This window comes from Pseudomonas sp. 13B_3.2_Bac1, assembly GCF_025466205.1.
GTDB lineage: Bacteria > Pseudomonadota > Gammaproteobacteria > Pseudomonadales > Pseudomonadaceae > Aquipseudomonas > Aquipseudomonas fluorescens_H.
Window position 1 is genome coordinate 1 of sequence record NZ_JANLOG010000070.1, and the last position, 24,314, is coordinate 24,314.

At 56.5% G+C, this 24,314-nt stretch carries 18 protein-coding genes; 8 read left to right on the forward strand and 10 right to left on the reverse strand.

Annotated elements, in window-relative coordinates:
• Positions 1 to 63: 63 nt before the first annotated feature.
• A complete protein-coding gene (locus tag NTD85_RS10480; RefSeq protein WP_262142091.1) occupies positions 64 to 1,284 on the reverse strand; it encodes an aspartate aminotransferase family protein in 1,221 nt (406 codons plus the stop codon).
• A gap of 309 nt (positions 1,285 to 1,593) precedes the next feature.
• Here NTD85_RS10480 and NTD85_RS10485 point away from each other — a divergent pair, with 309 nt between their 5' ends.
• Positions 1,594 to 6,639, forward strand: coding sequence for a dermonecrotic toxin domain-containing protein (locus tag NTD85_RS10485; protein WP_262142092.1), 5,046 nt, complete (start codon positions 1,594 to 1,596; stop codon positions 6,637 to 6,639).
• Positions 6,640 to 6,665: 26 nt separating this feature from the next.
• On the opposite strand, the gene argR is transcribed toward NTD85_RS10485, so the two are convergent.
• The 7 genes from argR to acs all read right to left on the reverse strand — a co-directional run bounded on the left by argR (position 6,666) and on the right by acs (position 14,829).
• Positions 6,666 to 7,658: a transcriptional regulator ArgR gene (gene argR / locus NTD85_RS10490; RefSeq protein ID WP_262142093.1), complete on the reverse strand. Its 993-nt coding sequence runs from the start codon at positions 7,656 to 7,658 to the stop codon at positions 6,666 to 6,668.
• Positions 7,659 to 7,889: 231 nt separating this feature from the next.
• Positions 7,890 to 8,654, reverse strand: coding sequence for an ABC transporter ATP-binding protein (locus NTD85_RS10495; RefSeq protein ID WP_003227281.1), 765 nt, complete (start codon positions 8,652 to 8,654; stop codon positions 7,890 to 7,892).
• Positions 8,655 to 8,681: 27 nt separating this feature from the next.
• The gene (locus NTD85_RS10500; protein ID WP_262142094.1) at positions 8,682 to 9,794 is read right to left on the reverse strand and encodes a M14 family metallopeptidase; all 1,113 of its coding nucleotides are present in this window, start codon (positions 9,792 to 9,794) and stop codon (positions 8,682 to 8,684) included.
• Between the two features lies 1 nt (position 9,795).
• Complete coding sequence (locus NTD85_RS10505) at positions 9,796 to 10,494, reverse strand: ABC transporter permease (RefSeq protein WP_003227285.1); 699 nt, start codon at positions 10,492 to 10,494, stop codon at positions 9,796 to 9,798.
• A complete protein-coding gene (locus NTD85_RS10510; RefSeq protein WP_003227287.1) occupies positions 10,491 to 11,180 on the reverse strand; it encodes an ABC transporter permease in 690 nt (229 codons plus the stop codon). The genes NTD85_RS10505 and NTD85_RS10510 overlap by 4 nt, the downstream gene beginning before the upstream one ends.
• A gap of 91 nt (positions 11,181 to 11,271) precedes the next feature.
• Positions 11,272 to 12,045 carry an ABC transporter substrate-binding protein gene (locus NTD85_RS10515; RefSeq protein ID WP_003227288.1) on the reverse strand — a complete coding sequence of 258 codons (774 nt, stop codon included), beginning with the start codon at positions 12,043 to 12,045 and terminating at the stop codon, positions 11,272 to 11,274.
• Positions 12,046 to 12,873: 828 nt separating this feature from the next.
• Positions 12,874 to 14,829 (reverse strand): acetate--CoA ligase, encoded by a 1,956-nt coding sequence (gene acs, locus NTD85_RS10520; protein ID WP_262142095.1) that lies wholly within the window; start codon positions 14,827 to 14,829, stop codon positions 12,874 to 12,876.
• Between the two features lie 439 nt (positions 14,830 to 15,268).
• On the opposite strand from acs, the gene NTD85_RS10525 reads away from it, so the two are divergent.
• The 6 genes from NTD85_RS10525 (at position 15,269) to NTD85_RS10550 (ending at position 20,905) form a co-directional block, all read left to right on the forward strand.
• Positions 15,269 to 15,529 carry a DUF2790 domain-containing protein gene (locus NTD85_RS10525; protein WP_003227290.1) on the forward strand — a complete coding sequence of 87 codons (261 nt, stop codon included), beginning with the start codon at positions 15,269 to 15,271 and terminating at the stop codon, positions 15,527 to 15,529.
• Between the two features lie 553 nt (positions 15,530 to 16,082).
• Positions 16,083 to 17,333, forward strand: a complete 1,251-nt coding sequence (locus NTD85_RS10530) for a ribonucleotide-diphosphate reductase subunit beta (RefSeq protein ID WP_003227292.1) — start codon at positions 16,083 to 16,085, stop codon at positions 17,331 to 17,333.
• Positions 17,334 to 17,420: 87 nt separating this feature from the next.
• On the forward strand, positions 17,421 to 18,476 hold the full coding sequence (locus NTD85_RS10535; protein ID WP_262142096.1) for a ParA family protein: 1,056 nt from the start codon (positions 17,421 to 17,423) through the stop codon (positions 18,474 to 18,476).
• A complete protein-coding gene (locus NTD85_RS10540; RefSeq protein ID WP_262142097.1) occupies positions 18,476 to 19,180 on the forward strand; it encodes a hypothetical protein in 705 nt (234 codons plus the stop codon). Before NTD85_RS10535 ends, NTD85_RS10540 begins: the two co-directional genes overlap by 1 nt.
• A gap of 364 nt (positions 19,181 to 19,544) precedes the next feature.
• Complete coding sequence (locus NTD85_RS10545; protein WP_262142098.1) at positions 19,545 to 20,078, forward strand: Bro-N domain-containing protein; 534 nt, start codon at positions 19,545 to 19,547, stop codon at positions 20,076 to 20,078.
• Between the two features lie 113 nt (positions 20,079 to 20,191).
• Positions 20,192 to 20,905 carry an HNH endonuclease signature motif containing protein gene (locus NTD85_RS10550; RefSeq protein WP_262142099.1) on the forward strand — a complete coding sequence of 238 codons (714 nt, stop codon included), beginning with the start codon at positions 20,192 to 20,194 and terminating at the stop codon, positions 20,903 to 20,905.
• Positions 20,906 to 21,124: 219 nt separating this feature from the next.
• Here the strand turns inward: NTD85_RS10550 and NTD85_RS10555 are convergent, their stop codons facing one another.
• Positions 21,125 to 21,970 carry a DUF3298 and DUF4163 domain-containing protein gene (locus NTD85_RS10555; RefSeq protein WP_262142100.1) on the reverse strand — a complete coding sequence of 282 codons (846 nt, stop codon included), beginning with the start codon at positions 21,968 to 21,970 and terminating at the stop codon, positions 21,125 to 21,127.
• Positions 21,971 to 22,142: 172 nt separating this feature from the next.
• On the opposite strand from NTD85_RS10555, the gene NTD85_RS10560 reads away from it, so the two are divergent.
• Positions 22,143 to 23,126 carry a hypothetical protein gene (locus NTD85_RS10560; protein WP_262142101.1) on the forward strand — a complete coding sequence of 328 codons (984 nt, stop codon included), beginning with the start codon at positions 22,143 to 22,145 and terminating at the stop codon, positions 23,124 to 23,126.
• Between the two features lie 3 nt (positions 23,127 to 23,129).
• Here the strand turns inward: NTD85_RS10560 and NTD85_RS10565 are convergent, their stop codons facing one another.
• On the reverse strand, positions 23,130 to 24,269 hold the full coding sequence (locus NTD85_RS10565) for a hypothetical protein (protein WP_262142102.1): 1,140 nt from the start codon (positions 24,267 to 24,269) through the stop codon (positions 23,130 to 23,132).
• Positions 24,270 to 24,314 lie beyond the last annotated feature (45 nt).

Here is a 24,314-nt window from a genome sequence, read left to right on the forward strand (position 1 = left end):
TTGATATTGCCCGGTATCAAAAATTGGGTTCGACGCCCAAATCCTCGGGCGTCGAAGGGTCTATCAGGCTTGCGTCAGTGTTGCTGCGGCGCGTTCGAAGCGGTCCAGACCGGCGTCGATATCGGCGTCTTCCACCACCAGGCTCGGGGCGAAACGAATCACGTCCGGGCCAGCCTGCAGAATCATCAGGCCTTCTTTTTCAGCGGCGTTGAAGATGTCCTTGGCCTTGCCTTTCCAGGCTTCGCTCAGCACACAACCGATCAACAGACCGAGGCCACGCACCTGAGTGAACAGGCCGTACTTCTCGCCGATCTGCTGCAGGCGGGTCTTGAATTTGTCGTGCTTGGCGTTGACGCCGTTCAGCACCTCAGGGGTGTTGATCACGTCGATCACTGCCTCGGCAACGGCGCACGCCAGCGGGTTGCCGCCGTAGGTGGTGCCGTGGGTGCCGACGACCAGATGCTTGGCCAGCGCTTCGGTGGTCAGCATCGCGGCGATCGGAAAACCACCGCCCAGGCTCTTGGCGCTGGTCAGGATGTCCGGGGTCACGCCGTAATGCTGATAGGCGAACAGGTGGCCGGTACGGCCCATACCGGTCTGCACTTCGTCGAACACCAGCAGCGCGTTGTGCGCGTCGCACAGTTCGCGGGCACCTTGCAGGTAAGCCAGCTCGGCCGGCAGTACACCGCCCTCGCCCTGGATCGGTTCGAGCACGACCGCACAGGTCTTGTCGGAAACCGCCGCTTTCAGCGCGGCCAGGTCGTTGTAAGGGACGTGGGTGATGCCGGTGATTTTCGGACCGAAACCGTCGGAGTACTTCGACTGGCCACCGACGTTGACGGTGAACAGGGTACGGCCGTGGAAGCTGTTGAGCGCGGCGATGATCTCGTACTTCTCGCTGCCGAAACGGTCGAACGCTACGCGACGGGCCAGCTTGAATGCGGCCTCGTTGGCTTCAGCGCCGGAGTTGCAGAAGAACACGCGCTCGGCGAACGTGGCGTCGATCAGCTTGTGCGCCAGGCGCAGGGCCGGCTCGTTGGTGAACACGTTGGATACGTGCCACAGCTTGTTCGCTTGCTCGGTCAAGGCACCGACCAGCGCCGGGTGCGCATGGCCCAATACATTAACGGCGATGCCGCCGGCGAAGTCGATCAGCTCGCGGCCGGCCTGATCCCAGACGCGGGAACCGGCGCCACGCACCGGAATGAAAGCGGCAGGCGCGTAGTTGGGAACCATTACCTGGTCGAAATCGGCGCGTTGTACCGCAGCGTGCTCAACGGACATCGGAGTCTCCTGATGAGGGCCACCCGCCTGAAACTGGCGAGCGATGGGGGGATTGTAAGGACAGTTTTCAGCCCGGCCTTGCCGCCAAGCGACAACTTCTTATAGCGCAAACCCCGGATTTTCCCGGGTTTACGGCAATGCGACATATAGCGTCGCAAAGGCGCAGTTTAAACTGCACGCCGCCGTTTGCGCAGACGTACTCGGGATCTTACGCAAGAGAGTTTTATGGGGTGCGGTATATATGTACCGCACATCGAATCAATGGCCGGTGTTTGCTATGGACCTTTCCCAGGCAAATGGCCTCACCCCATGATTCACGAAACCACCTCCACCCTCGCGACACTGCCCGACGCACTGCTGCTTCCCCGGCAGGACGCACACTATCAACCGCTGCTCCAAGCCATTCCGACATGGTTGAGCAAGGCTGCAGCACACAAGCGCGAAGCTTTGAAACAGGCCAGTCCTCTACTGCCCGTCAGCCTCGTGCGAGCATCGCGCAACGACCATGAAAAGCTGCGCACGCTGAATGCCGCGCACTGGACTGCACACAACCGAGTCGAGCAAAGCCTTGCCCGCCTGCAAGACGCCAAAACCTTCGCCGAACCGTTACTGCGCGCCGAGCTGCAAAAACGCTTTGGCCTGCTGCTGGATGTCAGACAGGTTTTCCTGCGCCTGTACCTGCCAGCTCATGTTCCGTGGCTGCGAATCAAATCCGGCGCCGCGCGCACCTGGACCGTCTCGCTGCTGGACGCCGCGCTGCACAACTTTGAAAGCAGCGAGACCTCCGATGACGCTTTCGAACCCGCTTCGGCCTATATCAGCCAGCCTTCACCCGAAGGCCGGTTCCGCATATTGCCGGGCATGCTTGAGTCGATGCCGATCATCGCCTTCACCCGCCTGTGCCGCGAACTGGATATCGGCCGGCGCTACAGCGTGTATCTGCAAGACAACCTGGGCTTGAGCAATCCGCTGGTCGCGGCGGTGCTGCAAGCCAGAGTCTGCGCCAGCGAAAAAGCCGCGCTAGTCGCCGCCCTGCAGATGGCCTACTTGCAAAAAAACCTCGGCGCCGATGTGCATCGCCTGATTCTCGGCCTGCTCGATGGCTTGCAGCATTTGCGCCTCAATCGTCAGGCGTGGCAATGCCATGCGCTGACGATGCTGGACGCCAGCCTGACCGGCATCGTGCTGTTCGCGCCGAACCTTGAAGCAGCAAACGCGCCAGCGCGGGTGGTGGTGTACATTCCCGATGACCCGCTGCACCCGATCAAGGAGTACGCCAGCACCGGCGCCTTTACCGAGGAGCTGGCCCAGCGCCTGCGCGATCCGCAATACCAGGCCTTTTTCAGCCGCTTTATCGAGCATGCCGAGCGCGGTCATTTTTTCGGACGGTTGAACAACCTCCTCGGCCCTGTCACCTGGCAACCGGTACAGACCGGCGACCCACGCCCCACCTGGCGCGAGACCGCGACTGAACGCCCGCTCCTGCAAATAGCCGCGACCGCGATTCGCGCTGAGCTGTTCACCTATCTGTACCAACGCAAGCTCGACAAAATGCTCAACGATGCCCGCGTCGTCGCCGTTTCGACCGCCACGGTCGATCGCAAAGCGCGCTGGGCACTCTGGGATTCCTTCACCGAAATCGCCCAGACCCTGCTCAATATCGTCGCTTTCGTCGCCCTGCCATTCGTGCCGTTTCTCGGTGAACTGATGCTCGCCTACACCGCCTACCAGATGCTCGACGAGGCGTTCGAAAGTATCGTCGACTGGGCCGAAGGACTGCCACGTGAAGCCCTCGGGCACTTCATGGGCGCCGTGGAATCCGTCGTGCAAGTCGGCACCTTTGCAGCCGGAGGCGTCATCACGGCCGGCGAGTTTCGCGCGCTGCTGCCGAGCGATGTCGTCAAGTTCATCGACCGCTTCATTCCGGTGAAGGCCGCGAATGGCAAGACCCTCTACTGGAAGCCCGACCTGCGCCCCTACGAATTGCCCGGCGCCTTGCCCAAAGACCTGCAAATCGACGCATTGGGCCTGCAACACCACCAAGGCAAAACCCTGCTGCCCCTGGGACAAAAGCGCTATGCCGTCAGCCGCGCCGCCGAAACGGGCGCGCATCGCATCGACCATCCGACGCGTCCCGAGGCCTACAAACCGGCCCTGCGGCACAACGCCGCCGGCGCCTGGCAAACCGAACTCGACCAGCCACTGGGCTGGGACCGCGCCACCGTGCTGAGCCGCAGCAGCCCGTTGATGCAGCGTCTTCCCACCGAGCTGCAAGAACGCCTGCTGAACATCAGCGGCTGCGAAGAAAACGCCTTGCGCCAGATGCATGTCGAGCTCGGTCAGTTGCCACCGCTGCTGGTCGACACGCTCGAACGCTGGCAGATCGACCAGGACCTTCAATTGTTCATCGAACAGGTCGGCAGCCACCGTGCCGAGGACTACCTCAAGGCCGATCCCGCCAGCCAACTGCAACTGCTGTTTGACCACGGCCACTGGCCCGCCGACTGCGGCCTGAAACTGATTGATCGCCAGGGGCGAACCCTGTGGCGCAGTCCCGTCGCCGATGTGCCATTCATCCAGATTGAAGGAACACGGCTGGACGATGGCGACCTGCTGAAAACCTGGCTGCGACGTCTGACCCCTGCACAAAGAAACACACTGCTGGGCGAAGCACCGCAGGCACCGGCCCCCACACCAGAGGCGGCTGCCACGCGCCTGCGCCAAACCGTTGCCGAACTGGCGCAACAGCAGCGCCAACGCCTGTTCGAAGATCGCTATCGCCAACTGCAACGGGGTGCCGGCGCGCTGACCCAGGCATTGATGGACGCCGAACCCGACCTGCCCAGGCATCTGGCCCAGGCAATCGTCGAAACCGCGAGTGACGCCGAGTGCCAGCAACTACAGCGCTCGACGCTGTCCCAGCGTCTGGTCGAACTGACTCAGGAGGCGCGCCTGCAAGTGCGCGCAAGCCGAGCCCTGGAGGGCCTGACGCTGAAAGCCACAGCGCACAATCTCGACACGGATCGCCTGATCCTGCACACACTGCCACGCCTGCCGGGCTGGTCGGATTCGTTGCGCCTTGAGGTCAGGCATTACAGCCGCAACGGGCGCCTGCTCGACAGCATTGGCCCGCAGAGCGCTACCATTCGCAGGACACTGGTGCTGACTGAACAGGGTGATTATCAGCCCTTCGATGAGACCGACCAACCACTGCGCACCTCCGGCTCACTGCCCTCCAGCCTGCTGCAAGCCTTGCCAGCCACCGAGCGCTCGGCGCTGAACATCGGCATTGGCGAAATGACCGAGTTCGAACAGCTGATTCGCCAACACTCGCTGCCCCGGGAAACGCTACTGGCACTGCTCGCACAAAACCCGAACCGCAAACCTGCCTACGACCCGACGATCATGCGCTTGCACGGAGGCGCCACCGGCCATCGGCGCATGCCCACCGACACGCCGACCTTGCAAACACACGCGCACTGGCTGCTGCCGCATTTGCTTCCGGAAGAGCTGGAAGAATTTGTCGCCCGCCTGCAACGCCACCCGAATGGTCCGCGCAGCGAGCTGTACCGGTTGATCACTGAGCGTCAGCGCCTGGTCGCAGTCCTTGATCCGTGGGTCGATGCGGTGCCCCAAGTGCACCCGGAAACCGGGGTCCAGCTCAACACCGAGCAGTACGCCATCCAGCGCCAGCGCCGACGGCAAATGCGCGTCGACCTCATCGACTGCTGGAAGCAACAGGTGGTGCTGCCGGAAGACACCGAACACACGATCGACCTGCGCCTGTCCCATCCGATTCTCGGCGAGCTGCCGCAAGTGGAGGTCAATTTCAGTCACGTGGATTACCTGACGATCGAAGGTGTCGCCGGCACTCGGGGGGTGCACGGGTTCCTCAACAACTTCTCCGGCCTGCGGCGCCTGGTGTTGCGCAGCATGCCTCTGGGCGAACTGCCGCAAGCCATCAACCGTTCACCGCAACTGCGCGAACTGGTGCTCAGCGAGTGTGGCATTACCCTGACGCCGGAAACTCAAGCAACACTGGCAGCCCAGACAAATCTGAAAATCCTCGACCTGTTCCATAACCCGCTGGGCCTTGCGCCCAACGTCGAGAGAATGGCCAGGCTGAGTTACATCGACGTCTCGGAAACCGGCATTTCGACGCTGCCGGCCGGCCTGTTGTCGCGCCAGCAACTGCGCACCGCATTGCTCAATGACAACGCGATCGAAGCGTTACCCCAGGCGCTTTTCGACCTGCCCAACAACATTCCGGAAGGCTTCGACCTCGGGGGTAACCCGATCGGTGCCGCAGACCGCGAACGGATCAAACATCACTTCAATCAAACCCGTCAGGACTTCGGCGTACTGGCCGAGACCGCCGACCTGCAGCGCGTACAAGCGCTGTACACCCAGATGGATCAGGAACAGGCCAGCGAGCTCTTCTACCTGCTGCCCGGCACGCTGGCTGAGGGCCGAGTCGAGCTGACGCGCCGCGAGTCCGAGTTTCGCGACATGAGCGACAGCCTCGCCGACTGGAGCACCGAACACCCCTTGCTGCATCCGATCAGTGGCGAACCCTTTACCCTCGAAGAGGTATTGAACGAGCAGGAAGCGCGCCTCGAATTCAAGAACCGTATCGAACAGAGCTGGCGCCGGGAAACCGAACAGGATGATTTTGATCAGGACAGCCAACCGCTCTACGACCTGAACCTGTCCATGACCATCACCGGTGATCTGCCCGTGCTCAACGCTGACTTTTCCCACCTCACGCATCTCTACATGAGGAGCCGACCGGGGCACACCTCCGGCACTGCGGAGTTTCTGCAGACCTTTCCCAACCTGAAGGCGCTGACGCTCTACCAGTTCCGGCTCGAACAGATTCCTGCGGCGATATTCCGGATGGCCGACCTCAGCTACCTGTCGCTCTCGGAATGCCACATCACCCTGACCCGCGAAACGGCTCTGGAGCTGGCGCAAATGGAGCGCCTGGATCATCTGGATCTGAGCGACAACCCACTGGGAGAAATTCCGGATGTCAGCCAGATGAGCGACCTGTCGACTCTGCTGCTGGACAACACCGGCATTACCGGCCTGCCCCGTGGCTTGCTGCAGCTCGAACATCTGGATGTCGTCGCGCTGGATGGCAACGCCATCAGCGATATCCCCAGCGACATCCTCGAACTGCCCGAGGAGCGCGCAGACAAAATCAACCTGCGGGACAACCCGCTCTCTGAAACCAGCATTCAACGGCTGATCGCCTACTTCAGAAACTACCGCATCGACTTTGGCGTGGAGGCGGTCATCGACCGCGCGGAAATGGAGGTATCGACGTCCGAAGACTCCGAAGCCGACGAGTGATGTTCAGCGCGATTGGCCGGGACGCGTCAACCGCGCTCCGGCGGCACCGACGACAGTTCGAACGGACTGCTGCTGCGCCGCTGGTTGCGATCTTCCCGCGGCGTGGCGCCGAAGAAGTTGCGATAGGCGCTGGAGAAATGCGGTCCCGAGGAGAAACCGCAGGACAGGCCGATCTGGATGATCGACTTGCTGGTCTGCATCAACATCTGCCGGGCCTTGTTCAGGCGCAGTTCCAGGTAGTACTGGCTCGGCACGCGGTTGAGGTATTGCTTGAAGATCCGCTCCAACTGCCGACGGGACACGCACACATGCTGGGCGATTTCGTCGGTGGTCAGCGGCTCTTCGATATTGGCTTCCATCAGCAACACGGCTTGGGTGAGCTTCGGATGGCTGGAACCGAGGCGGTTCTGCAATGGGATGCGCTGACGCTCGCCGCCCTCGCGGATGCGTTCGACCACCAGTTCTTCGGAGACCGCACCGGCCAGTTCTGCTCCATGATCACGGGCCAGCACCGCCAGCAGCAGGTCGAGTACCGACATGCCGCCGCACGCGGTCAGGCGATCGCGATCCCAGTCGAACAGGTGACTGGTGGCGATGACTTTCGGGAAGCGCTCGGCGAAATCGTCCTGCCAGCGCCAGTGCACGGCCGCGCGATAACCGTCGAGCAGACCGAGTTGCGCCAACGGATACACGCCCGCCGACAGGCCACCGATCACGCAACCGGCCCGCACCAGTTGCTTGAGCGCGCTGCTGAGTGCCGGGGCCAGGGTGGTCGGCGGCTCGTCGGCGAGCAGGAACAGTTTCTGGAAGTTTTCCAGCTTGCCGGTCCAGGCCTCGCCCGGCAGTTGCCAGGCGCCTTCGGCCGTGGCTTCGGTGCCGGCTTCGGCCTGCAGGAACGACAGTTCGTAAACCACCTCCGGATGCACCCGCTGAGCAACACGCAAGGCCTCCTCCGCCAGCGCCAGCGTCAAAGCTTTAGTGCTGGGCCAAATCAGGAAACCAATTCGATGGGCAGTCATGGGCGGGCAATCCGAAACGAAGAACGGTGATGAAGGCATGGGCCAATGCTAGCCCGTAATCGAAACTGTCGCAGATCCATTGTGGGAGCGGGCTTGCTCGCGAATGCGGTAGATCAGACACCAATGATGTCGACTGAAACACCGCTTTCGCGAGCAAGCCCGCTCCCACAGAGGGCCGAGCAAGTCTTCAGGTCGCGAAGCATGACCTAATTTGGTGCATAACGGGAGCGATTACTTGAGGCTACCCGACAGGAATTGTTGCAAGCGCTCGGATTGCGGATTGACCAGCACTTCGCGCGGGTTGCCACTCTCTTCCACCACACCTTTGTGCAGGAACACCAACTGGTTCGACACTTCACGGGCGAAGCCCATTTCGTGCGTAACCACGACCATGGTGCGGCCTTCCTGAGCCAGCGCTTGCATCACTTTGAGTACGTCGCCAACCAGCTCCGGGTCGAGGGCCGAAGTCGGCTCGTCGAACAGCATCACTTCCGGTTCCATCGCCAGCGCACGGGCAATTGCCACGCGCTGCTGCTCGCCACCGGACATGTGCCCCGGGAACGCGTCTTTACGATGGGCCACGCCAACCTTGTTCAGGTAGTGCTCGGCCTTCTCGCGCGCTTCAGCCTTGGAAACACCGAGTACGTGGACCGGCGCTTCCATGATGTTTTCCAGCGCGGTCATGTGCGACCACAAGTTGAAATGCTGGAACACCATCGACAGGCGCGAACGCATGCGCTGCAGCTGTTTCGGATCAGCGGCCTTCAGCGCGCCGTCCTTGTTCGCCACCAGCTTCAGCTCTTCGTTGTTGAGCAGGATCTTGCCCGCGTGCGGCTGCTCAAGCAGGTTGATGCAGCGCAGGAAAGTACTTTTGCCGGAGCCACTGGAGCCGATGATGCTGATCACATCGCCGGCTGCCGCTTTCAGGGACACGCCCTTGAGCACTTCGTGACTGCCATAGCGTTTATGCAGGTCTTGGACTTCAAGTTTGTACATGCGGTCGGTTCTCACAAAAACAGTCAGTCAGTCGTTGAGCAAGCGCCCGTGACGCAGCGCTTCGCGCCCCGCCACCTTGGCCAGCCAGAAACCGGGTTGGGCATAGCGCAGCCGTTCAATGGCAAACAGCACCCCGGACGTACCAGCACACACCGTGCTGACCCGATCGGACACAGGGTCGATCACTTCGAAAATCTCATCCCCGGCTTCAACCCACTCGCCGGGTTTACGCAGAAAACTCACCACACCGGGGTGCGGTGCCAACAGTAATTCAGTGCCTTCGAACGGCATGCCTTCGCACGCTTCGTTGGCCGGTTTCGGCCACTCGCCCGTAATCAGGCCCTGCTCGGCAAGGAACGCCAGAATGCCTTCGGCCCAGGCCACCGCATCAGCGCGGTCGGTATTGGCCTGACCGCCGAGCTCGACGGTAGTCGCCAGGCACGCCAGCGGAATCTGCGCATCCGGGAACTGCCGCGACAGGCGCAGCCACGGCAACGAGCACGCTTCATCGAAGGAGCTGCCGCCGGAATCTTCCGCCAGCAACCCGACCTTCACATTCAGGTGCGCGGCCAGCGAACGCCACTGCGGCCAATGCTGCGGCAGCGCATACATGTGCAGCGCGGCTTCAGCGTCGCAATGCAGATCGAGCACCACGTCGGCGGTGCAGGCGTGGCTGAGCAAAACGCGCTGCATGCCTTGCAACTGGCTGCTCGCCTCGGGCAGTGCCGCCAGATGATCAGCCATGGCCTGACGGATCAGGCGAATGTTGGCGTGTGGATCGTCACCGAGACGGTCGGCCAGCGCCGCCGCAACCGGCGCGCTCAGCTCGACGAAATCACGGTTGAAATTCTTGCCGCTGCCCGCCTCGAAACGCCCCTGATGATTGCCTTGCAGCAATTGGCCGAGGCCCAGCGGGTTGGCGACCGGCACCAGCTCGATCACACCGTTGAGCAAGCCTTGGGCTTCGAGCTCGCCAAGGCGCTTTTTCAGCTCCCAGGCGGTGCGCATGCCGGGCAGTTCGTCGGCGTGCAGGCTGGCCTGGATGTAAGCCTTGCGCTCGCCGCTGCCGAAGCGGAAGACCGAGATCTTGCGCTCGCTGCCCAAGTGGCTCCACGGCAATACGTGGTCGATGCGTTCCATATCAGTGCTTCCGCGGGGCCAGGTAGCTCAACCAGCGGCGCTCGGCCAGCTTGAACAGCTTCACCAGAATGAAGGTCAGGCACAGGTAGAACACGCCGGCGGTGATGTACGCCTCGAACGGCAGGTAGTACTGCGCGTTGACGGTACGGGCCGCGCCGGTGATGTCGATCAGGGTCACGATGGACGCCAGACTGGTGGTCTGCAGCATCATGATCACTTCGTTGCTGTACTGCGGCAGCGCCCGGCGCAGGGCCGATGGCAACAGGATGCGCTTGTACAGTTTGAAGCGCGACATGCCCATGGCCTTGGCGGCTTCGATCTCGCCGTTCGGCGTGGCCTTGAGGCTGCCGGCAATGATCTCGGCGGTGTAGGCGCTGGTGTTGATCGCGAACGCCAGGCACGCACAGAACGTCGCGCTGGACAGCCACGGCCACAAGAAGCTTTCACGTACTGCTTCGAACTGCGCCAGACCGTAGTAGATCAGGAACAGCTGCACCAGCATCGGCGTACCGCGGATCACGTAGGTGTAGAGCCACGCGGCGCCGTTGACGATCGGGTTCTTGGAGACGCGCATCAGGCCCAGCGGCAGTGCCGCCAACAGACCGAACAACAGCGACAGCGCGAGCAGTTTGAGGGTAGTCAGCAGGCCGCCGAGGTACAGCGGCATGGCCTCCCAAATGACGTTGTAGTCGAAGATCATAGATCAGCCGCCCTTACGCCTACCGAGTAGCGCTTCTCAAGGTGACGCAGCGCCAGCAACGAGACACTGGTAATCACCAGGTACATCGCCGCCACTGCGAGGAAGAAGGTGAAAGGCTCGCGGGTGGCATCCGCCGCCTGCTTGGCCTTGAACATCATGTCTTGCAGACCGACCACCGAAATCAGCGCGGTGGCCTTGGTCAGCACCAGCCAGTTGTTGGTGAAACCAGGGATCGCCAGACGAATCATCTGCGGCACCATCACCCGGAAGAACACTTGAAAACTGCTCATGCCGTACGCCATGCCTGCTTCAGCCTGGCCCTTGGGGATCGCCATGAACGCGCCACGGAACGTCTCTGACAGGTACGCACCGAAGATGAAACCGAGAGTGCCGATACCGGCGGCCAGCGGATTCAGGTCGATGTAGTCGTCATAGCCGAGCATCGGCGCGACGCGGTTGAGCAAGTCCTGACCGCCGTAGAAGATCAGCAGGATCAGCACCAGGTCGGGAATCCCGCGGATCACCGTGGAATACAGATCGCCCAGCCACGCCAGCCAACGAATCGGCGACAGGCGCAACGCGACCCCGATCAGCCCGAGAACGATGGCCAGGGCCATGGACGACAAGGCGAGCTGAAGCGTCAGCCATGCGCCATCGAGGATGACAGCCCCGTAGCCTTTCAACATGATTCAGGTCCTCGAAAGTTGGGATGAAAAAATGGCGCAAACCGCAGAGATCCTGTTGCTTGCGCCATTTCTGACTTGTCGCAGAGACGTGTTACTTGCCGTAGATATCGAAGGCGAAGTACTTGTCCTGGATGGCTTTGTATTTACCGTTTTCACGGATGGCCGCGATGGCCGCGTTGATCTTGTCTTTCAGCGCGTCGCCCTTGCGCACCGCGATGCCTACGCCGTCGCCGAAGTATTTGACATCGGTGAACTGCGGGCCAACGAAGGCGAAGCCTTTGCCGGAATCAGTGTTCAGGAAGCCGTCCTGCAGCAGGGTGGCGTCAGCCACGGTACCGTCGAGGCGACCGGCGGCCACGTCGAGGTAGATTTCGTTCTGCGAGCCGTATGGCTTGATCTCGGCACCCAGCGGGGCCAGGACTTCGCGAGCGAAACGCTCGTGGATCGAGCCACGTTGCACACCGATGTTCTTGCCCTTGAGCTCAGACAGGTTGTCGCTGACAACGGTGCCTTGCTTCATGACCAGACGGGCCGGGGTGTTGTAGTACTTGTTGGTGAAGTCCACGGATTTCTTGCGGTCTTCGGTGATCGACATGGACGACAGGATCGCGTCGATCTTGCGCACTTTCAGTGCCGGGATCAGACCGTCGAACTCTTGCTCGACCCACACACACTTGACCTGCATCTGCTCGCACAGGGCGTTGCCGATGTCGTAGTCGAAACCGACGATGCTGCCATCCGGCGCTTTGGAAGCGAACGGAGGGTAAGCCGCTTCGATACCGATCTTCAGAGGTTTTTCATCAGCGAAGGAATTCAGCGACAGCACGGACAGTGCCAGGGCGCCAAGCAGCACAAGTTTCTTCATCTTGGGACTCCATCGGTAAAGGGCAAAAACGGCAGAGTGAGCGACAGCCCAATATGCGAATGGGTGAATCGGGAAAGCGGCGCAGCATCGGTGGGAAATTTCCCATTGAAACCATCGGGGGTTTCAACGTCAGCCACGATGAGCGAGTGATCGGCATTCTAACGACAGGCCCGAAGCCGATATTTCTTCAATGCGACAACTAATTACAGATGCACAGAGAAACCCGCTTGAGCGCATTGACAGCCTTGCAAATTCATGCAAGAGCGAAAGACAGTGAACCGATCTATGCTGCAAATTGCGGGCCTATTATTCGCAAACCCTTCTAATCCGGCAAGCGCAGCGTTGTGTCTTATTTTTCACCGGGAGTTTTAAGGCTCTAAAACGGGGCATTGCGTTTCCCTTCGCCCCGCGGCGGGGCGGGCGGTTACACATTTGGTTACTCGGACGGGGATGGGTAACAGCGGGAAGGGGCTTACGCAGGAAATCGATAATTATTGGCTGGGTGGGTTGGGTTTCTGACAGGGGATTACTGCGGCGTCTGACAGATTGCCTTCGCGAGCAAGCTCGCTCCCACAGTGGCCCTGCATTCTTTCAGACGGACCGCGATCAACCTGTGGGAGCGAGCTTGCTCGCGAAGAGGCCAGCAAAACCACCACAAACCCACCAGACAAAATAGCCCCGGCTGGACTGCATTCTTCCAGACAGACCACACATCAACCTGTGGGAGCGGGCTTGCTCGCGAAGAGGCCGGCCCTGCCACCCCAAAACTTCCAGACACAAAAAAGCCCCGCCCGGCATCACCGGACAGGGCTTCTACAGAGCTAACGCTTACGCCACATTCATCGTCTTGTGCGTATCAATCAAATGCTGCACCACACCCGGATCCGCCAGGGTAGAGATATCCCCCAACCCCTCGTACTCAGCCGTAGCAATCTTGCGCAGAATCCGCCGCATGATCTTGCCCGAACGGGTCTTCGGCAACCCCGGCGCCCACTGGATCACGTCCGGCGAAGCAATCGGGCCGATCTCTTTGCGCACCCAGTTCTTCAGCTCCAGACGCAACTGCTCGCTCGGCTCTTCACCATTCTTCAGGGTGACGTAGACATAAATGCCCTGCCCCTTGATGTCGTGCGGCACACCGACCACCGCCGCTTCGGCGACTTTCGGGTGCGCAACCATGGCGCTTTCGATCTCGGCGGTGCCCATGCGGTGGCCGGAGACGTTGAGCACGTCGTCGACACGCCCGGTGATCCAGTAGTAACCATCAGCGTCACGCCGCGCACCGTCACCGGTGAAGTACATGCCACGGAAAGTCTTGAAGTAGGTGTCGACAAAGCGGTCATGATCGCCATACAGCGTACGCGCCTGACCCGGCCACGAATCGAGAATCACCAGATTGCCCTCGGCCTCGCCCTCGATGATGTTGCCGAGGTTATCGACCAGCGCCGGTACCACGCCGAAAAACGGACGTGCCGCCGACCCCGGCTTCAGCGCATGCGCCCCCGGCAGCGGACTCATCATGTTGCCGCCGGTTTCGGTCTGCCACCAGGTATCGACGATCGGGCAACGCGACTTGCCGACATTCTTGTAGTACCAGTCCCAGGCTTCCGGGTTGATCGGCTCGCCCACCGAACCGAGCAGACGCAGGCTGCTGCCATCCGCGCCTTCAACGGCGGCGGTGCCGGAGGCCATCATCGCGCGGATCGCGGTTGGTGCCGTGTAGAGGATGTTGACCTTGTGCTTGTCGACGATTTTCGCCACCCGGGTGATGTCCGGATAGTTCGGCACGCCTTCGAACAGCAGGGTGGTCGCGCCATTGGCCAGCGGGCCGTAGACGATGTAGCTGTGACCGGTGACCCAGCCGACGTCGGCGGTGCACCAGTAGATTTCGCCCGGGCGGTAGTCGAACACACGCTCGTGAGTCATCGCCGCGTACAACAGATAACCGCCGGTGGTGTGCTGCACGCCCTTCGGCTTGCCGGTGGAGCCGGAGGTGTAAAGGATGAACAACGCCTCTTCGGCGCCCATCTCTTTCGGCGCGCAGACGGTGCCCGCCACTTTCATCAGGTCTTCGTACCAGATGTCGCGATGCTGGTTCCACTTGATGTCGCCACCGGTGCGCTTGCACACGATGACTTTCTGGATGCTGCTGGTTTCCGGATTGGTCAGCGCGTCATCAACGTTGGCCTTCAGCGAGATCTTCTTGCCGGCACGGATGCCTTCGTCAGCGGTGATCACCACTTTCGATTTGCAGTCGATGATCCGCCCGGCCAGCGCTTCCGGCGAGAAGCCACCGAACACCACCGAGTGAATCGCGCCGATCCGGGTGCAGGCCAGCATGGCGACCACGGCTTCGGGGATCATCGGCATATAGATAGTCACCACGTCGCCGCGGTGCACGTCCTGACCACGCAGGGCGTTGGCCAGTTTGCAGACTTGTTCGTGGAGTTCGCGGTAGGTGATGTTGCGGCTTTCGGAAGGGTCATCGCCTTCCCAGATGATTGCGATCTGATCGCCGCGCTCGGCCAGATGACGGTCGAGGCAGTTGTAGGAAACGTTCAGGGTGCCGTCGGCGAACCATTTGATGTCGACATGGTGATCGTCGAAGGAAGTCTGCTTCACCGTGGTGAAAGGCTTGATCCAGTCGAGGCGCTTGGCTTGCTCGCGCCAGAAACCGTCAGGGTTGACGACCGACTGCTGGTACATGGCTTTGTAGGTCGCCTCGTCAGTCAGCGTATTGGCCAGAACCTCGGGACGAACGGGATACAGAGAAGCCGCACTCATCTTTCTTACCTCGGTGAAATAGTTGTTTTTGTATGACCCCGTTGTAGCCGGGCCGGGCCCATAGAACCATTCGACGATGGTAGTAACAAGCCCTGCGCCCTCAAGACCCCCACCCCTGTAGGAGCTGCCGAAGGCTGCGATCTTTTGATCTTGCCCTTTAAAAACAGGATCAAAAGATCGCAGCCTTCGGCAGCTCCTACAGGGGATTTTTGGTGTTTTGCGGCGATTGTTACCAAAACCGCGAAAAGTGTTTATCAAAACCCCACCTGTTTACCCCCACCCCACCTCCCTAAAATCCGCATCGCCGACAAGGCAAACCGATTAACAACGTTACAGCCCCCACGAAGGCCGTTAATCAACTTATCCAAGTGATGAAGTTCCACACGCAACCCTAAAAAGGTTGCGTGACCCCACTCGACCTCAAAAAGGTAAATCTGAAATGAAAGCTTTATTGGTTCTGGCCCTCAGCAGTCTGTGCGCAACCGCCATGGCAGACGAGGTCCCGACTGATGTCGCACAGCAACAACCGGCTATCGAGGAATACACTTACTCGACTCACCTGGACATCGCCAACGTAGTTTCCATGAGCGAAGTTCCAAACGTCTGCGAAGTTGTTCCGATGAAAATGGAATACGACGACTCCAAGGGTCAGCGTCACATCCTGCGCTACAGCGTCATGGGTAACGGCTGCACCAATTGATGATCGAGACTGCACCGAATCGGACCGCTCAGCGCCTCATTTGAGGGTCGATCCCAGCCCGACTTCGGTCGGGCTCAGTTGTGTCTGGAGTCGTCAAAAATGCTTGCAAAACACTAGATGTAGTGAAAAACCGGTTTTTTTGTTCGTTTTTTGAGCAAATCCACAATCGCGAGATTTTTGCGAAAAAAAATCTATCCCCGGCAAAGCCCTGTAAACCCGCACTCTCATCGAAAAACCAGCCTCCTCGACCGCTCCATGCGCGGATTCGCCTCAGCACAGCCGTGTTTTTTTCCCTATAATGCCGCCCTAATCGGGTCAGCAATATTCCCTTACAGGGAACAAAAGCCATTCTGAAGCCCCGCAGCAGCGTCAACGCTGAGCTGCGCCCGTCAGAGGCTCTCGGAAACCCGTACAAAATTCTGTTTTATTGCCTGCCTTAGCTGCTGCAAAAAACGATTCCTTAAGATCCAACGCGGTCTGTACGACCGTGTGAACAACCAACCAATCAGGTTTCACACGGGGCGACAGGCCCTCACGCAGGAGACGACACGTCATGCTGAGCTGGGACGAATTCGACAAAGAAGACAGTGAAGTAGCAACCGTGAAAGGCGCCAACGCCGGCCACGCTACTGAAGCCAACATGGACCGCCTCGACAGCGCCGGCGGTGCCGCAGCGCTGGAAGCCCGCGCCGTGACCGCCGACGACTCGGCCGCCGTGGCCCGCGCCAAGGCCGCACTGGATTCCCTCGACGTCGCCGAAGGCCTCGCCGAACTCGAAGGCGCCTCCGCCCGTGTCGCCGTTGACGAAAAGCGCATGATCAACTGCCGCGCCGACCTCAACCAACTCGTACCTTTCAAGTACGACTGGGCCTGGCAGAAGTACCTGGACGGCTGCGCAAACCACTGGATGCCGCAAGAAGTCAACATGACCGCCGACATCGCCCTCTGGAAAAACCCGGAAGGCCTGACCGACGACGAGCGCCGCATCGTGATGCGCAACCTCGGCTTCTTCTCCACCGCCGACTCCCTGGTTGCCAACAACCTGGTTCTGGCCGTGTACCGCCTGATCACCAACCCGGAATGCCGCCAGTACATCCTGCGCCAGGCGTTCGAAGAGGCGATCCACACCCACGCCTACCAGTACTGCATCGAATCGCTGGCCATGGATGAAGGCGAGATCTTCAACATGTACCACGAGATCCCGTCGGTCGCGAAAAAGGCAGCCTGGGGCCTGAAGTACACCCGCTCGATCTCCGATCCGAAGTTCGAAACCGGCACCCCGGACACCGACAAAGAACTGCTGCGCAACCTGATCGCCTACTACTGCGTTCTGGAAGGCATCTTCTTCTACTGCGGCTTCACCCAGATCCTGTCCATGGGCCGCCGCAACAAAATGACCGGCGTCGCCGAGCAGTTCCAATACATCCTGCGCGACGAATCCATGCACCTGAACTTCGGCATCGACGTGATCAACCAGATCAAAATCGAAAACCCACACCTGTGGGATGCCGAGATGAAGGAAGAAGCGACCCAGATGATCCTGCAGGGTACGCAACTGGAGATCGAATACGCCCGTGACACCATGCCTCGCGGCGTGTTGGGCATGAACGCGGCGATGATGGAGGACTACCTGAAGTTCATCGCTAACCGTCGTTTGTCGCAGATTGGTTTGAAGGAAGAGTACCCAGGGACGACTAACCCGTTCCCTTGGATGAGCGAGATTATGGACTTGAAGAAAGAGAAGAATTTCTTTGAGACTCGGGTTATTGAGTATCAGACTGGTGGGGCGTTGAGCTGGGATTGATGATGGCTCAATAACATGATAGAAATGCTCCTACCAATAGGGACATTTTAAAAACCCCGCATAGCGGGGTTTTTTTTGGAGCACATAATGACAAATAACAATTCAAACTCGACAAAAAACACCCAAACCCTGACCTTCTACAACAATAAAGGTGGAGTATCAAAAACCACCACTTTATTTAACGTAGGTGCTTATTTATCAAAACTTGGGAAAAAGGTTCTTTTTATAGACGCCGATTCTCAATGCAACCTCACAGAGCTCTTCTTTGCGAATGATGAGGAATACTTCGACAACCCAAACAAACAACTACCTGGAGATTCGATACTTGACGTCTTCAGACCACGACTAGACGGCGCAGCAGCCCGCATAGATGTTAGAAATATTTCCCTCGCCGAATCGAACATATACAGCAACCTCTACCTAATACGTGGCGATATAGAATTTAGTGCACAAGCAGAACCTTACTTCGGAACATCTATCAACCAAGCTATAACTACTAACATTAACGAAAAAAATACTTACATTAGCTTTCGTAGGCTTATTGAAGATCTAGGTAAAGAGTTTGCCCTAGACTACATATTGATTGATCTCGGACCAAGCACTGGCGCTATTACCCGACTGGCTTTTCTTGCTTCGGACAAGTTCATCATTCCAGTCACGCCGGATCGATTCTGCTATCTAGGGATAAACACGCTACCTAAACTTATCGAAGACTGGATTAAACACGACAAAATAATCCTCGACACTCTAGAGCCATATGGAATCGAGAGCAACTATGGATCGCCAGAATTCTGTGGACTGATTAACCAAAACTTCCAAGTTCACAAATCACTCATCAAAGAATCATATCAAAAATGGTCTAAAAATATAAAGAAAGAAATCAAGTCAAAACTCATGGCCTCAAAAATTATCAATATAAAGCCAGGACTTTCTGATCCTATAATTTGTTCAATTGAAAACCTTGGACAACTGGTTCCTGTTTCCCAAATGCTAGGGAAAGCAATTTTCGACCTTACCCAATCAGACTCAGCATTAGCATCAAAAAGCGGTGTTCAGTTCTATGGAAGTGTCTGGGAACCATGGGATAAAAAAATCAATGCCTACAGAAACGAAATACAAAAAATCACGAAGGCTATTGAATAATGGCTTACTCGTACTTCGCCTTTCTCGACGTCATGGGTTATCGTTATTATCTTAATAATGACGAAAAAAATGGTACTGAGCTTTTCAAAGAAAAACTGATTACCTCATATAGAGTATTTGAACAGATGGAAGTAGGAGCTGTTCAGCACAAAAGCATTTCCGACTCAATATTTATGAGCTCAAGCAATAATATCGTTCAGTTTCTGAACGCTGCAAAAGATGTGTATCTTCGCTTTTTACAGAATGGACTTCTTATAAGAGGCGGGATTGCTTACAATAAACATTATGAAACCACTCACATTACCTATAGTCTCGCCTTGACAGAAGCGTACAATCTGGAGTCTTCAAAATCAATTTTTCCAAGAATCCTAATCCATAAATCTGTCATTCAAAAGCTAATCAACGAGAGTGAGAGCCCGGCCGAAAGCGATGAATTAAGCCAATTAATTCAAAAAAAACTAATAATCCGATGTGGGGAACACTACCAACTTCATGTTCTTGACAGCAAAAACTGGAAGAAGGTATACGATAACGCCAAATCCATTTACCTTGACAATGAATCCCATATCTTGGATGACCCAAAGCTTCTTGAGTACCATAGCTGGCTGCAAAACTACTTATTTCATTTCCAGCCATCTAGAAGTAAAAAGTCTAGATACATTAAAAATTTTGAATTGTTAACACACCCGATCGTTTCTAGTTAGCGCTCATAACACTTAGGATTAATCCTACATCAACGGTGTCTACAGATAGCTAAGTCATAATCGTCAACACAGCACCTAAGAAATGCTTCAAGTAGCGGCCTGACCGCATCCGAAAGATGCGGCTCTTTGCCTACAGACTTCTTGTGATTTAAGAAACCCTGATATGACGGAAGTGGGCTAATACAAGACCCGCAAGGGAAATATGACTGGCCTACTATTTGGGGTTTCTTAACTCCCGACGCCCTTGTCCTAAGAAATCTATTAAGTAGGCATAATAGATAATCCTGAGCATTTCCATTCGGCATGAAGCAAATCGCCTACAGCTTTGCTGCTGAAATTATGCTTCCTGTTCGGAAGGCTGATCATGTCTGACTCACGCAATTCCACAGTATTTACCCCCCATAACCTTCATCTGCATAGCCTCCTTCCCGAAAAGGAACCGTGGTCCAGTGCACGCGATATAGATCGTTTAATGGGCGTCCAGCTCAGTGATCGCATGGTCGCTAGGCTAGACAAGGTTCAATACCGTTTTCTGTGGATTAATCATTACCGGCAGCCTGAAAAGCTGTTGATGATCAGCGAGTCCGGCGTCTATGCGCTGCTTATGTATCACTACGTCCCAGAAAATCGGCTTTTGCGTGAACGGCTTACTCATCTGGTGGTGCCAACGTTACGCGACTCGGAACACTCGATAAGTTCAGATCGGCCAATGTCGAGTTTGCTGAATTGGCCAGAGATGTCGTTGAGCTTGGTGCATTGGCAGGACGAGAGCTGGATCCGGCTAAGAGATATGCCTTACCTGCGGAACCATCAGTCCCAACGACAGGTTGCAGTGCCAAAGCCTTGGTGGCGTAGGGTTACGCAAGTGTTTCAACCGTCGAAGCATCTGATGGGCTAGAGAGGTGTTTGTAGGATCTCGCGAAATCCGTCGCTATTTCTTGTAGGAATTTTCGTAGACAGCCATGATGGCCACTCAGTATCGTCCGAGGGTTTTCAACCCTCGGCGATTATATGGATACTGGAAAGAGCAACAGCGATTGGAGTGACGCGGAGATTCAGGCTGCGGTCGATGCCTATCTCAGCATGTTGTCACGCGAGCAAAGCGGTCAGAAGGTCAATAAGGCTCATGAGAATCGCGTGCTGCGCAAGGGTGCCTTAGCGGGCCGCACCAAAGGTTCGGTTGAGTTTCGGATGCAAAACATCTCTACCGTGTTAATCGAACTCGGAAGAGATCGCATTGAGGGGTACAAACCCGCCAAGAATGTCGGTGCAAATGTTGAACGCAGTATTCGTGAAGCACTTAACGCTCGAAGCACTTTGACGCCCGAAGATTTTGCTCCAACGGCTGATGAGGCAACACTGGAGCGCCGCGCCGTCAAACTTGAGAAACAGCAGTTCAAGGGTGAGCCGAAAGGGATTGTGGAACCAGAGCAAATTCAGACAAGCGGAAAATCCTATGTTCGCGATCCGGAGGTGAGAGCATGGGTTCGTCAAGAGGCCAAAGGTATCTGTGAGGGCTGCGGCCAACCAGCTCCGTTTGAAAAAGACGGCAGACCGTTTCTTGAGGTCCATCACGTTAAACATTTGGCGCAGGAAGGTTCGGATCGTCCGAGCAATGCCGTGGCCCTATGTCCGAATTGTCATCGACGCTGTCACCATGCAAGTGATCGGGATGAATTCACAGCTTCGCTTTATATGAAGGTTGAGCGGTTGAAGCCTGAGTAATTGGGCTGAATAAAATTGTGACGAGGGATCTTGTTCCCGTTCGACTGCTAAGAGTTCGCCAAGCAAACAACTTGATCTGTCTGATGTACCACGTTTGTCGAGTTTTGGGCTGCTGAGCAGCCCAGCGAAAGCAAATTCCCTCCCCACAAATGTATGCGTATGTACAAGACGTCAGTTACTGATTTTTTTGAGAACCCCGAGCTTTTAGATTAAAGCAAACTAGTACTTGGATTTAAGCTTTTCTAGTTCTTCCATAACACTATTAACAAAGTGCCCACCTGCCTCCCAATCTCCTGAAGCAGGAGCTAAGTGACCTAAAGGGCCATCAACCTTCAAGTAATTAACTATATCTTTATAGGGCAACTTAACTACAAAGCTCCCGCACACCCCGGGCGTAACCTCATACTCACTAAACACAAACTCAACATCATTTTCTTTAATAAAAAACCTAGGCACATAACTTGCTTTTTCAAAACGATCATCAAATACACCATACTCACATATCTTACTCATCTCCCTAGATATCTTCTTCTTAAGCTCATTTAAAGCATCTCGCCTTGCATCAAAAACATCGAAAAAATCAAAAAACCTCTCTGCAACAGGATCAAAATTAAGAGAAAACTCAGACTCATTCCCGTTCATCGCACCATCGTAATAATAGTATTGATAAACTTTCAAACTAATTAGATTCTTCGTCAAAACACCAGTTTCATAACGCACCCGATATTCCAACAAATTACTTTGAATCGCATCCAAAACATTACTTTCAATCTCTCGATTAATCTTATCAACAAAACCACTTGAAATTATCGTACTAACGTATGGATAAGATACATCTATATTGCGATCCGAATTAAAGCTAGAAAAAACGTCCTTAAAATCATCTCCCACCATCACGACATCAACAATACCGATTTGACTTGACAAATACCTCTCCACCTTTACAGCAACATAAGACATCCCACCTATAACCATAGGCAACAGTGTTAAATAAAAACCCACCGCTGTTAACTTACTAGGCAGACTCCACCCAATCCATTGCTTTTTGCTTGGAAAAAAACGCACTTACATCTCCTTTCTTAATTAAGCATCCAACATCACCAAACTTAGCAACCCAGTAATCAGAAGATTAAACCACAACAATAAATCGTGAAAAAGCACTTCCACCCTACCTATCCTATAAAAAGGAAAACGTGCACTCTAGCCTCTACCCCAACACCTAGGAACCGAGCCTGCCATGAAATTCGACCTCGCCTATTGCCTCAGCCTCGACGACAAGCTGTCGATCTATGACGTGCGCGATTTGAATTTCGACGAAACCATGGAGTTCGATTCCGCCAAGGAGCATTTCCAGTGCCCCAACGATGCCTGCCGTTTGGCGTTCGATGCGGCCAACTTGTTGGGGACGTTCAACGCTAAGAATGTGAATTACGTGCGCACGCCGCACTTCAAGAACATGCCCAGCACGCGGCATGTGTCGGATTGCCCTTATGTCAGACTGAAGACGCCGGCGTCGGGCCTGGAGGCGGACGGGGCGGAATCGGATGACGGTCGGGAGGAGCATTTTCCGTCGGAGTTGTTGCTGACGCGGCGTGAGTATGTGCGCAAGCCTATTGCGCCAGCGGATGCGGCGGATGTGTTGCGGGATGATCCGGTGCGGGTGGCGCAGGTGAGTTCCAGGGAGTCGCCGGGGCGTGAGACGGCGCCGGACAAGACCAGTGTGTTTGCGCATCCGGTGGAGTGTTTTGTGTCGAACTTCGCCGACAAGGAATTGCTCAAGCGTATGCCGTTGAAGATCGGCGACCACACGGCGCCTTATGGCTCGTTCTTCAAGAAGATCGAGTATCTGACGGATAACAAGGGGCTGATTTACTGGGGCAAGATCAAGGAGATCAGGGATTACACCCAGAGTTTTCGCATAGATTTCGAGCAGAAAGTCTGGTTCAAGCAGGCGGATGAGGCGAAGAAGAAGCCGTATTCGGTGAACGTTTACTTGAGCAAGAAGTTGATCGACAACTACCGCAAGCGCAAGGCGTTTCTGGAAGAGATCAAGCACGCGATCGACAGCGACAAGGAGTTGTTCTGTTTCTTCTATGGCGTGACGCCGGAGTTGAAGCAGGTGCCGAGCAAGAAGAACCCCGAACAGACGTTCGGGGTGTTCAGTGCCAACATTGAGAACCTGGATCACTTCATTGTGCGGGAAGCGCCGGGGTTGGCGTGACGGTTAACCTTTGGGCAATTGCAGTTTGGCTGCGCCACGATGCTGGTTGACCAGCGAGTACGGCAGCACTGACCAATCGGGGTTGTCGCAGTTACGTTGGTAACGGGCGAAGTAAGCGCCCAGGTAAATCCCCTTCGGCGCGAAGTGCCAGTTGGAATAACCCCAGACACTTTCATCGGAGTAATCGCAACTGCCGTCATCTTCGGCGGGCTTCTTCATCTCTTCGGGATAGAGCGTGGTGAACTGTTTGACCAGCCACGGCGCCATGACTTTCAGCTGATCGTATTCGGTGGCCGCGCTATTCGGTTCACCAATCCACAGTACATCTTTGAGTTTCAACAATTCGCCGGTGTGGACGTCGAGGTTGATTGGCGAACTGCCGAAATCCGGGTGGGCACCGCCGCAGCTGTAACCGGTGGAGATGTCCAGGCTGACCACGTCCGGCGAGAGAAACTCAGGGGCAGCCCCTTGATCGAACTCGGCGTATTCCCCGCCATCCATCATGCAGCGGTGATAGTCGATGACTTCAGTCCAGAGCCGTCCGAGCAAGTGGTTATTGATCCGCTGCTGCTCTTCTTTCGTATAGCCAGACTCGACACTGAACAACGATATCTTCGACTCAGGCTCCGTCCACCATTGCAGGTCGTAGCCCATGAAGTTTTCTTTCTTCTCCGGCTTGAGCTTGAGCCCCTGTAAGCGCAAATACTCGTAGGGATCGCTCTTCGGCAAAGTGGCAATAAAGGGCAGCGTAGTTGCGCTCGGCGCAGGAAGTTTGGCTTCGGTCAGTTGCACCGGCAGCTTCTTGCCCTTGGGGTTTTGCCATTCGCCCTGCCAACCATTGGCGGTGGATTTCAACTTCAGGGTGGGCAGCGGTTTGTCGTCGCCATAGCGGTTGTTGCCTTCAACGAGATTCAATGTGCTGTCTTGCAGCGAGCCGCTGAGTTCCAGGTCGCGGTGATACTTCTCGTAGAAGTAGCGGCCGGTGACTTCGTCCTGCTGCGTGGTGTTGAGCTCCACCACAATCGGCATCTTGCCCAGCGTACCGGTGAACACGCGCCGGCCATCTTCGGCATGGCTGGTGGTGGAAATCAGTGTGAACAGCGCCGCAGCGTATGGCGCCAGGCGCAGCAGTCCCTTGAGCATGGATCGATCCCTGAATGAATGAGGCTGCGAAGTATGCAGAGGATG